The organism is Spiroplasma clarkii, from assembly GCF_002795265.1.
Classification (GTDB): Bacteria; Bacillota_I; Bacilli_A; order Mycoplasmatales; family Mycoplasmataceae; genus Spiroplasma_A; species Spiroplasma_A clarkii.
The window spans coordinates 682,529-694,820 of sequence record NZ_CP024870.1 but is presented as its reverse complement, the minus strand read 5'-3'; the positions used below and the strand labels follow the sequence as shown (position 1 = coordinate 694,820).

Annotated in this window: 9 protein-coding genes; all 9 read right to left on the bottom strand. The window is 29.0% G+C overall.

Translation table 4 applies throughout. The annotated features are described in order from the left end of the window. Positions 1-2: 2 nt before the first annotated feature. The 9 genes from SCLAR_RS03100 to SCLAR_RS03060 all read right to left on the bottom strand — a co-directional run bounded on the left by SCLAR_RS03100 (position 3) and on the right by SCLAR_RS03060 (position 12,075). Positions 3-971 carry a hypothetical protein gene (locus SCLAR_RS03100; protein WP_100254478.1) on the bottom strand — a complete coding sequence of 323 codons (969 nt, stop codon included), beginning with the start codon at positions 969-971 and terminating at the stop codon, positions 3-5. A gap of 223 nt (positions 972-1,194) precedes the next feature. Continuing rightward, complete coding sequence (locus SCLAR_RS03095) at positions 1,195-3,285, bottom strand: lipoprotein (RefSeq protein ID WP_100254477.1); 2,091 nt, start codon at positions 3,283-3,285, stop codon at positions 1,195-1,197. Between the two features lie 385 nt (positions 3,286-3,670). Continuing rightward, positions 3,671-4,267: a ribosome biogenesis GTP-binding protein YihA/YsxC gene (yihA, locus tag SCLAR_RS03090; RefSeq protein WP_100254476.1), complete on the bottom strand. Its 597-nt coding sequence runs from the start codon at positions 4,265-4,267 to the stop codon at positions 3,671-3,673. Positions 4,268-4,279: 12 nt separating this feature from the next. Next, positions 4,280-4,603 carry a hypothetical protein gene (locus SCLAR_RS03085; RefSeq protein WP_100254475.1) on the bottom strand — a complete coding sequence of 108 codons (324 nt, stop codon included), beginning with the start codon at positions 4,601-4,603 and terminating at the stop codon, positions 4,280-4,282. A gap of 164 nt (positions 4,604-4,767) precedes the next feature. After that, complete coding sequence (locus tag SCLAR_RS03080; RefSeq protein WP_100254474.1) at positions 4,768-5,376, bottom strand: lipoprotein; 609 nt, start codon at positions 5,374-5,376, stop codon at positions 4,768-4,770. Between the two features lie 208 nt (positions 5,377-5,584). Beyond that, entirely contained in the window at positions 5,585-7,168 is a 1,584-nt protein-coding gene (locus tag SCLAR_RS03075) for a hypothetical protein (protein ID WP_100254473.1), read from the bottom strand. A gap of 174 nt (positions 7,169-7,342) precedes the next feature. Then, on the bottom strand, positions 7,343-8,740 hold the full coding sequence (locus SCLAR_RS03070; protein ID WP_100255222.1) for a glycoside hydrolase family 1 protein: 1,398 nt from the start codon (positions 8,738-8,740) through the stop codon (positions 7,343-7,345). Continuing rightward, positions 8,730-11,228, bottom strand: coding sequence for a PTS sugar transporter subunit IIABC (locus tag SCLAR_RS03065; protein WP_100254472.1), 2,499 nt, complete (start codon positions 11,226-11,228; stop codon positions 8,730-8,732). The genes SCLAR_RS03070 and SCLAR_RS03065 overlap by 11 nt, the downstream gene beginning before the upstream one ends. Before the next feature lie 76 nt (positions 11,229-11,304). Beyond that, positions 11,305-12,075: a MurR/RpiR family transcriptional regulator gene (locus SCLAR_RS03060; RefSeq protein WP_100254471.1), complete on the bottom strand. Its 771-nt coding sequence runs from the start codon at positions 12,073-12,075 to the stop codon at positions 11,305-11,307. Positions 12,076-12,292 lie beyond the last annotated feature (217 nt).

Sequence of the window (12,292 nt, the reverse complement as noted above, 5' to 3'; positions counted from 1 at the left end):
ACTTATGCTCCTTTTTTAAATTCTATAATAGCTAAAACTCCCAAACCAACACTGGCAGGTAGAATAACTATTGACATAAACATCATCACTATGGCAGCTCTTTGAGTTCCAATTGCAGTAGTAAAATCTGGATGATATAAGTCAGCCACTGTAATTTTAGCTGCAATATCTTTTTCAGTTAAATCTTTGTTTTTTAAAACCCCTAGGTTCAAGTCCAATCTTGGACTGGCACTTTTACCTAAGATTCCCCCAAGGTCTAAATTTCCTAAAGAAACTAATAGTTTTAGACCATCAATTTGTTGGTTTAACAATCAAACTTTATTGTTAACAATGTTTCCCCCATTGGCACCTGTTACTTTAAATTTGCTTAAACCTGTTGGTTGTCATGATAGAGTGGCTTCATAATCAGCTTGATCTCAAATTGATTGTTGTGCCCCTGCAAAAGCTTGAAAGTCACTTGAAAAAGTGTCACTCAAACTACCTTTTGAGAATAATCACCCTCAACCAGTGTGTACATAACCATATGAATGGAATTTGTCAGCAACTGCTTTGTCAAATTCAATCATGTTTTTACCAATGGCATTTAAGTCAGTGTCCTCTTTTTTATCAGTTTTTTCTTTTCAATATTTATCTCATCATTGATCTGCAAATGCCTCATACTGAGATTTTAATGTTCCGTCTTTATCATCACTTTTAAAGTCTAAAGTTGATAATGCATCAGCGGCAAAAGATGCTTTTAATGAATTTTCCACAACAATATCATATGCCATGCTTTTTCCATCTAAAACATATTTATCTTTTGGTAGAATAACATCAATTTGTTTTTCAACACTGTTGATAAACTTTAATGATTCTAACCCCATACCAGGAATGGCCATTAAACCTGCAGTTAGAGAAAATGCTCCTCCAAAAGAGATTAATCCAATCCCAAGTCCTAGTTTTCATTTTTGTGATAACTTGTTATAAATCATAATTCCTCCTTGTAATTCAAGTGTAATTTTAACTTAAACATTTTTAAAAAGTAAGTGCCTATTTGTATAATAAAATTTATTTTAAATTTTAAAAGTTCTTTTATAAAATTAACTAAATTAGTTTTAAAAAAATGCGTTAATTTCCATTATAAGTGTTGGAAACTAATTTTATCTAAAAACAGTTAGTTGTAACTAACTGTTTTTTTGAATTAATCTAAAGTTTTTAAGCAACATCAATGCTAGTAACTGTTGATTTACCTTCAACTGCAGTAAGTTTGATTGTATAATTTGCAGTTGTAGTTCCATCGGTTACTTTATATTCATAAGATCCATCTTTGTTTGAAAGACCAGTAACTTTAAGACCTTTTAACTGTTCTTCAACTTCAACTCTAATACTGTCAAGTTCAGTTTGATAATCTTTAACTCATTTTGAAAATGTGTTTGCCACATTAACCAGTCAGTTTAATTCACTTAAAATTTCAACAAGTTTTTCAAGTGGACTTCCTGGAGTAATTGATGGGTTCTCCCCGCCAACATAACCAAGTGCTTCAAAGAATTTTGCAGGTTCATTTAAAGTATTTGCAAGTGCATTATCTTTTTTCAGTAAAGCCATCAAGTCTGCAACTTTTTCAAAGTCAAAGACTGCAGTTTCTTTATTTTCAACTGCAGCTGCTAAATCAACCACAATTTCCTTTAAGCTTTTTTTCAAAAGAAAATCAAATCCTGAATTTGTTTTTTGATCAAATCCATATTCACTAGTTCCAAATAATGACATTAACCCTGTTAAAGGTTGGTCTAAAAATCCTTTTAAGGTAAAGTTTAGTTCTTTGTTATCATTATTTCACAAGTAACTAATTCATGATTCTTTAAATTTATCGTAATCTCCATTACCACTAATTTTTTGTAAAGCATCACCAATGAAATCTGGCAAAGTATCTGCCATTGTTGGCAAGGCATCCATAACTTCAGAAATCCCTTGAACATTTTTAACATTTGAAGTTCCTCTAATTCCACTATCAAGTACTGCTCTTATTACAGGACAATAGTAGATGATCCCTGCTTCAACTTCAATTTTAATCTCTCCACCCAACATGGCAACAACTAAGTTTGACAAAATTGGTGCATATCCAGCTGGTCTATATCCTAGAGCAGATCCTGGAAATTCATTATAGCTTTCACTACGAACTGAGTAAATGTTACCCTTTATGATTGCTCCATTTTTATCAACAACAGTAGTCATAAATAATGCTCCCAAGAAGTTTCTTAAAACAATGTCACCTTTATTGTTTTCATCAAGCACAATTGCTTTTAAAACACTAATGACATTTTTGAAATCCATTTTGTTTTCAACACTTTGAACTGAAATTTTCCTTTTTTCAGTCATTTCTTCAATTGTGATTAAATCCCCTGTCATTTCTTCATAGGTAAATGTATTTAAATAAACAAGTAAAGTTCTAACAAATCGGATAATTTCTGCAACTGCTAACATGTCTTTTGAAATATCAAATGAAATTGCTTTTGTTCCATCAATTAATCCATATATGTTTTGTCCAAGACCTTCAATGGCAAGTTTAAAGTTCTTGTTGATTTCATCAACTGTTTTATAATCGTAAATTGTTGCTTTATCTTGGTTAACTAATTGTTCTATAGCATTTGCTAAACCAATCATAGTTGAATTCATTGCATCTATAAAGTCCATATCTTTATAAACATCATTGCTAAAGGCAGCTTCTAAATGAGTTAAGTTCTCATCTGAAGCAATTGTTTTAACTTGTTCTAGTAAGTCACCAGATAAAAGCGACTCAATATCAATCAAGCTAGTAATTGATGAAATTGCATTAGCAGCATTTGCTGGGTTTGCAAAAAGACCAATTATGGTTGGGGCCATACTTAAAATAGAACTAATTGTTGAATCTACTTCAGTTTCTAAATCAAGTGTTCCACCAAGATAAACATTTCCTTTTAACTCAGCGTTGCTAGTTAAGTTCAAAACATCTAAATGTTTTTCAGAAAGTCTATTTAAAGTATCATCACCAGTTAATTCATTACTGGTTGCTAATTTTTCTATTCCTAAATCACTAAATTTTTGGTTTCCTAAAATATTTGCAAAAATATAATCTGAACTTACATGTGTTTTTGATTTTGTAGTTCCTTGTTGACTTATAAATAGTGCTTTACTATATTGAGACATTAAACCTGGTAAAGCTTCTGTAATTTTTTCAGCACTTTCACCTGTTGGTGAACATGCAACCACTCCAGCAGTTGCAGAAGCTGTTAAACTAATGGCTCCTAAAAGTCCTAATAATCTTTTCATTTCTTTTACTCCTTTTTTTATTAAAATTTTACCTGCTTATCACATACTAAAGTTGTCATTTAGTATCCCGAACAATAATAAAACTATTAGTAAAATATGTTTTTATTATATTTAAAAAAACTAAAAATACTCATAAATAAAATTTGTTTTAAAATTTAAAAGTTATTTTATGGAGTGTTATTGAAGTTTATCAACTTAAAATAGTTATTTTAAATAAAACCTTTTAATTTCAACTAGTTAAAGTGTTAGTTTGAAAGAAAATGAAATTACTTCAATGAAATTTTTTAAATTATCACTTTTTGACAAAAAAACAACCATTGTTAACAAACTTGTTTAAATTTAAACAAAATTTGTCATTGGTTGTTTTAAATATTCATTTTTTGTACTAATCTGACTTAATTTCTAGCAATTGTTCTAGTAAACCATATACTTGTGCTAAATTTTCTTTACTAGTTGAAGAAATTGATAAAAACAAATCACTGGCAGCTAGATCAAGAGTGGTTTTAATTAATTTTTCATTTTTAACAATGTCATTACGTTTGCATTTATCTCTTTTTGTGGCAATTACTAAAACTTTGATTTTATGGTGCTTAAAAAAACTATACATCTCAACATCATCAGTGGTTGGCTTGTGTCTTAAGTCTACCAATTGACAAACACCTTTCAAGTTGGAACGATTAACCAAGTAATCATCCATCATTGCTCCAAATTCTGCTTTTAAACTGTGACTAACCCGAGCAAAACCATAACCTGGTGCATCAACAATACGAAACAAGTTATTATTGATATCAAAAAAGTTTAAAAGTCTTGTTTTTCCTGGTGTGCTTGAAGTTTTTGCTAGTTTATTTTGATTTGTTAAAGCATTAATAAAAGTTGATTTACCAACATTACTTCTTCCAATAAAACAAACTTCAGGAATAGCATCATCAATTCAATCCTTTTTAGCTGCTGCAGATTTTATAAATTTTGCTTGCTTGATCATTGCTTTTTTTCCTTATCTTCTTTGAATTCTTTTATAAATTTTTAATTCTTTTTCAAATTCCTTTTCATTAATGTCAAAACTATCAGTGACACTTTCATCTGGTAAAATAACTTCATAATAGTATTTATTTAAAATATCTACAACTTTTCTTTGTTTGGCAATATTTTCTTCTAAAAGCGGGTTTTTAAAACTAGAAATTGCTGCACTGTTAACCAATGAATCCAAAGCTGCTTGCTCCATTTCCATGTAACTAAAGAAGTCTTCTTTTTTTATCTTAGCTCAACCACGATTTGAAAATATTTTTTTCTCTTCTTTGGTTAAAAAATTCTTAATCATAAGTTACAACTCCCTTTTTATATATTTATATTATAAGTGATTTGTCAAGAATTATCAAAGAAAATGGTCATTTGTTTACAGAAGACATGACAAACAAAAAAACTGTTCAAATTTGTTTTGAACAGTTTAAATTGATTATTTTTTTATAAATAATATATTTTTATTTAAATAGTTTCTGCTTCACCAATGATATCTTCAAGTGTAAATTCTGTTTCTCCACCTGTAATTTCATGAGTAGCTGCAACTGTAAATGTAACAGTTGCATTCACAGTACCATCAGCAGTTGCTGAAAAGCTAGAGAATCCATTTACTACAACATCTTCTAATGCTTCATTTAATGCATCAATGTTAGCATATGAATCTTCTTCAAGTTCATTTTCAACTTGTTCTTTTAGTTCATCAATTGTAACTTTTGTTGGTGTAGTAGTTAAAAGGTTTGCTATCTCAAATGTTCCAGTAATTTTTTCAGCATCATCATCTAAAACATGCCCTTCTGCAACATCGAATGTAAATACTGCTGTTGAGGCCACACCTGAATTTGCAGCTACAGTTCAAGAAGCAACTCCAGTAATTGCATTTTCTTCATTATCTAATAATGTTTTTAATGCTGTAGTTGTATAATCACTTTTTCCTTCTTCTAATAAAGCTATAACAGCTGTTTTAATTGCCTCAGTTGTAATTGCTGAATCTGTGGTTTCTCCACAAGCAATTACTGTAGATCCTGTGCTAGCAACTAACCCAGTTGCTGCAAGTAACCCTAATAATTTTTTCATATATTTTGTTCCCTTTCATACATGTGGCATAACTATATGCCTAAAAGTATTATACACTTATTCGCGTAGTTTTCAATATTATAAGTGTTAAATTTTAAATTTAAAGCACATTAAAAATGCCAAAAAACAAAAAAAGGTTTGCACCTTTTGTTTTTGCCAAGATATTTACAAAATTTTTTGGTTATTTTGCCATTAAAAATCTAGTAGTCTATTTTAATAAGTATTTATTAGTGATTTCTGCTCGTCTATTTGCAAAATACCTATCTAAAGTGACTTTATGTTGATGCAATTGATCCACTGAAATTTTAGGAGTAATAACATTTCAAGGTTGAGTTGGGTGAAGTCTATATAAAAACTCTCTATATGTGGTTTGAAATTCTTTTTTAGTACTTTTTTTGGTTAATTTTAAATCTGCAAGTGCTGCCTCAACCTTAGTCTCACTAAGTTTAAAGATCTGATTTGGTGCTTTAACACCTGCATCATTAGCAATTTTTGCTGATAGTAAATCATATTTTATAAAAAGATTTTCAAGTCCATCTAATACATTGCTAAAAAATGGCATTTCACCAGCAAAATTATAAAAAATTGCAAAATTTGTTATGTGCATTGTTCGGTAATTATCAGCCAAAAAGATTTCAAATTTTTCAAAGAAATGGTTTAGAGCTTTTTGGGCCATTTCTTTAAGTTTTTCAACAAATTCAGGAATTTGTAATAAATCAACTTGACGAGTAGCTAAGAAATTTTTTAAGTTTTCTTCTAAACAAATTGCTAATTGAGTAGCATAATGATAGTAACAAACTGCAATCATTTTTTGAGCCTTATCCAAAAAGAGTTTAGTCTTAACTCATTTAAAAACTTCACCTGGATTTAAAACAAAGGGATAAACCACTATTGCTAATTCATGGTTTTTGAACTGTAAACTAGATGGATTTTGCTTTGCAAAAGCTCTTAAAGTTTGAAACTGTGGGTTTTTTAGATTGCTAAGTTTTAAAAAGGTTTCTTTCAAAAACTCATCATTAGTTTCAGCAGTAAAGGTTGTACTGGTTCAAATTGGATTTGTATAAATAAATGGTTCAACTACTTTAAAGTCCTTGATTTGTGCTTTTAATGGTTCTGCAGAGATATCTGTTGGCATTTCTCAGCCCAAAGTTTTATTTTCTTTTTCCTCTTGAACTGGTACTAACTTTTTGTGATTGATAAATGCTAAAAATACATTAACTATCAGCAATATAATTGAAAGAGCAGCAAGTAGCATCACAAACAAAATTGATGCTACTAAAATTTTACTAAAAATAATAAACATTTGTGGTCGACCATAATCAATATAATCTCAGGCTGGACCAAAAACATGGTATTTATAGTTTTTAATTTCAATATATGATTTAGAAAAAGTTAGTATTATTGAAAATGCAAAGAGCAAACCTACAAATCCTACCATTATAATGAAAAAAGAGAAGTATTTACAAAAATAATTGGCATACCAATTTTTCTTTGTAAATTTATTTTTCATAACAAGTTTACCTTCAAAAATAATACTAAAAACTCCTCACCCAAAAACAACAGCAAAGAAGAAAAATGAACCAATTAATGACAGCCCACAAATACCAAGAAAGTTAGTATAAAAGGTTCCATTAGCAACACTAAAATCTAGATTGAAGATAGAAATAATAGAATAATTTTCATTGACATCTATAGTATCATTTATTAAATAAGCAATTCATCAAAATGCTGGGGCAAGTATGATAATCGCTGCTAGGCATGAAAGGTTGACTATTAGTGATGCTTTTTTCATTTTTGACTCCTTTAAACACTAATATTTTATATAATTTTTTATAGATTTAAAATAGTTGAGTGCTATTTTTTGCTTCTAATTACACTATTTTCACATTAATACTATTAGATTTATTGCTATAAAAAATCTAATTGTAAAAAAGAGACATAAAAGCTGCTGTCTCTTTATTTAAATTTAATCAATTTCAATTGAATTTTTTTCAAGTAATTCTTTGTATCAGTAAAAACTTTTTTTAGGATATCTTTTTAAATCCTTGTAATCAAATTCATCTCTATTAACATAAACAAAACCATATCTTTTTTTCACACCTTCATGAGTTGAAACAAGATCTATTGCACTTCAAGGATTAAAACCAATTAGGTTAACACCGTCTTTGATTGCAAGAGCCATTTGTTTGATGTGTTGCTGATAATATTCAATTCGATAAGTGTCATCAACAAATCCATTAATAAGTTCATCATAACCACCAATACCATTTTCAGTTATTAGCAAGGGTAAATTGTATCTATCGTATAATTCACGAAGTGTATTTCTCAAACCAACTGGATCTATTTCTCATCCAAATTGAGTTTTTTGTAAGTTTTCATTTGAAACTTGTTGAAACATCCCTAACATTGACTTCATTCTTTGTTGGTCAGGTAATGCATCAAAGTCAAGATCTTCAAGTGGCATTTGTGCTGTTGCTGTTGCATAGTAATTAAAGGCAATAAAGTCAGGTTTATTAGCTGTAATTGTTTCCATATCGCCTTTTAAAATCTCAAACATAATTTTGTTTGTTTTTAAGTATTCAATCACCAAGTTATTGTATCTACCAAAAATACAAGTATCAAGGAAAAATCAGTTCTTAAAAATTCTCATGTTCATGGCTGCCAATTGGTCAATTGGCTTATTTGAGTTTGGATAGACTGATAAAATATTTGGAGCTGGTCCAATCTGACCATTTTTAACTATTTTATGACAAAGAGCAATTGCTTTTGCTTGGGCTAACATCATGTGGTGGTTAATTTGATATTTGGTTTGAACTTTATTTTTTCCTTCAGGAAAATTAATCCCCACAATCTCACCATAAATAATCATAATGTTTTGCTCATTAATTGTTAATCATTTTTTAACTCGATCACCAAAGTTTTCAAACAAAATTTTAGCATAATTTGCAAAGTTATCTATATTTTCCCTATTAAGTCAACCGCCATTTTCTTCAAGTTTTGCTGGCATATCAAAATGAAAAATTGTTACAATGGGTTCAATGTTATATTTCACAAGTTCATCAATCAAATTATTATAAAATTCAATTCCCTTTTGATTAACTTCGCCAAATCCGTTTGGAAGAATTCTAGTTCAAGCAATTGAAAAACGATATGATTTAAATCCCATTTCAGCCATTAAAGCAATATCTTCTTTTCAATTATGATAATGGTCAGAAGCTACTTTAAAATCTGTTGTGTCTTTTGGGTAGTTTTTTCTAGTATCTTGAACTGATGGTCCTTTGCCATCAGTGTCAAATGCACCTTCAAATTGATAGGCACTAGTTGAACCACCTCATAAAAAGTTTTTTGGAAATTTAAACTGCATTTTTAATCACCTCAACTTTTTTAGTTTTTTTAAAGACATCAAATTTAATATCATTTTTTTCAATAATTTCATAGTTTATTTCTAATGCACTAACCGCATTAACAAACATTAATTTAAATTGGGTTAATTTTTCTTTATCTTTGATTAGGTTTTTTGAAACCAAATTGTTAAATTCTTTGATAAAAATAAGATTATTTTTATCATAAAGTTCTTTATCACCAACTAACTTTGCAGCAAATTGCTCATTTTTTTCTTGTAATAATTTTAACTTAGCTTCGTTAATTTGTAATTCATTGTATTTTGTGGCAAGTCTATTGTACTTAACCTTGTCTTTTTGCATAAATTTCATTGCAGTTTTATATTTTTTGGCTTTACTAGTTGCAAAACTATCTTGTAGTTTTTGTAATGCTAGTTCATTTTTTGTTAGATCAATTAAAGCTTTTTCATATTGAGTGAAATTGTTTTCCTTTTTCATTTTTAAACAAATAGCTTTGAAACTATTTTTTAATTCAAGTACTTTACTTGAATCATAGTTTTCTGCTTTTAAAACTTTAATGATTTTTGAGAAAACTTTTTTTGCCTCTTTAACTTCATTTTTTCGATCAACATATAAAACTATGGTTAAAGCAAAAGCAGTACTCATAGCAATTAAAGAGGCAATAATACCAACAGCTAAATTAGTACCATACCCTAAACCAATGTAAGACATTACACCAGTTCCAGTTCTAGCCACTTGTTCTATTCCAAAAATACCTCCAACTACTCCACCAACCAAGGCACCAAGACAACCATAGAAAAATGGTCAAATCTTTCTTAAAGTGACACCATAAATCAAGGGTTCGGTAATCCCAAAGACAGCTCCTGGTAACCCTGCAATACAAGCTTGTTTAATTTTTTGATTTTTTGTTCTAATCAGAACTGCAATTGTTGCACCAATTTGACCAACAATAGCAATTTGTAAGGCTGAATACATAGCTGATGGTTCAGCTGGAATTTGACTCATTGGTAAAGCAATGGTAGTTACAACTGCCACATGAGTTCCTGTTAAAACTAGTGGTTGTCACATCATAGCAAAAACTCCGACTCCAATTCCAAAGGGAAGTTTACCAATGATAATGACAAGTTTTGCTAATAATTGCTCAATTACTTTAAAAATTGGACCAATTGTAAACATCATTACAATAAAGCAAACTAGAGAAACAAAAGCAACTCTAAAGACAACATCAACTGATGAAGGCATTCATTTTTTGGTTCATTCATTTAAGTAATGTACTAAAAAACCAGCAGCGATCATTGGTAACACTGTACCTTCATAAGTTTTAATGGCAATTTCATTTCCAAATAAAGTAAATAGTTTTCATCCATCACCAATAAAGTAATGACTTGTCAACATTAAAGCTAATCCTAGTGCTAAGGGAATATCACCTTTCAAATATTTTACAGTGCTATATAAGAACACTACACCAATTAGTTCTAGACCAACTTTTGAAGCAATAAAAAATAATGCACTTCACATGTCTAAACTTTGTAATGGCTCTGTTGCAGATGGATTTCGTAATAAACCACTTAACACTAGAATTGATTGCAATGCTCCAATAATCCCTGCCCCAATTAAAACTGGAATTGTGGGGAATAAAATTGAAGATATTGCTGGTGCTAATTTTTGTCTAAATGGTTTTTTTGTACCTTGTAACTTTGTTGAAAAGTCTATTTCACCATTGTTTTGAATTAATTTTACAGTTTCATCTTTAACTTTATAAACTTCTCCTCCAATAATTACTTGCAATTGTTCTCCATTTCAGTTGGTGCCCTTTACAATCTTTAAGGCCTCAATGTTTTTTATATCAACTTTACTTTTATCAAGAATTTTAAATCTTAATCTGGTCATACAGTTAAAAACATCTGTCTGGTTATCAACTCCACCAATATATTGTAAAATTTTTTTAGCAATATCTTGATACTTGTTAATTTCTTGTTTCATTACTACTAAATCTGTAGTTTCTGCTGACTTGCTGGTATTGATTTGGTACTCAACTTCATACAGTAAATCGCCAGTTTTGACGTGTTTGTTGATATTTACATAATTTAGTTTATAACTTTTAAAGTTACTGACATCTACTAAAATTGGTGTCTCTAAATTAATCTCATCAAGCTCACTTCTCTTCAATTTAACTAAAAGATCATTTTTTTGCACAGTTTGACCAACTTTAGTAAAGACTTCAAAAGGTTTTCCTGCTAATTTAACAGTGTCTAAACCAATGTGCATTAAGACATTGACTTCATCTTTTGAAAAATAAATTGCATGTTTGGTTGCAGCAATTAAAGCTATTTCACACTTTTCAAGTGGTGAATAGAATTCATCAGTTTCAGGAACAATAAAGATTCCATCACCAAGTTGTTTTGTTTTAAAAGCACCATCCTTGATTTCAGTAATCGGTTTTACAAAACCATCACATGGTGCATATATTTTTAAAAAGAATTTATCCATAAATTTCTCCTTTCAAAATAATTTTGATGGAAAAATTGGGAAAATTCTACAATTATCATTTAAAGTGCTATACTTTCTAATTTGTAAAATATTGCACAAGTTCACAATAAATATTTAAAATTAAGTAATCAATAAATATCTTTCTAAATTTATATGGTGCATAACCAGATTTTGAAACTATAAATCTTTGGTGAAAATTAACAACCTTATTTGCTTGTGATTCGGTACAAATTAATCAAAGCTTGGTGGCTAAGTTTTGATGATCTAATCGATTCAAACACTCCACTAAAAAGTAATTGTCTTGACCAGCTAAAAAACATAGCACTGGAACTTCACTTATCTTTGTACTTAGTATTTTATTACTAATTATTCTTACAGTTTGAAAAGCAACTTCAATTCCTAATTCTGAAAAAATTTCATAGCAATATTTAGCACTATCTTGAAGTTGGTAACTTGATACAATTAACAATCGCTTTTCAGTTTTAATCATGTTAATAAAGTCATTGACAAAATCTAGCTGCTCATTAATTTCACTAACAAAAACATCAAAAAAATTCTTAATCTTTGAAGTTGAATTAATCTCTTGCTTATCCTTAACATAATACTTTAAATACTCATTTTTTAAATTAAAATTAAACTCTCGGTATCCAGTAAAACCAAGTTTTTTTGAAAACTTGGTGATTGCACTTGCTGACAAAAAACACTGTTCTGCTAATTGAACTTGGTTTAAAAATATTCCTGAATTGTAATTTTTTAAAATTGCGTTTGCTATAAAGGAATCAAGATTTTTAGCTTTAGTATTTTCTTGCTTAGCTAAATTTACTAATGTTTCTCGAATATTTTTCATTTTTCTTTCCTTCACTATTTATACTCATTTATCTTATTAATATTTTAAACAACAATTTTTCATAAATCAATGTTCTTGAAATTTTCTAGTAGATTTTAAAAGCAAAACATAAAAAGGCATTCACCTTTATAATTAACTTAACTAAAACTTTAAAAGTAATATTTAAGATTATTATTTGGAATTAAATGCCTTTTATAATAGCTTTACATTCATAAAT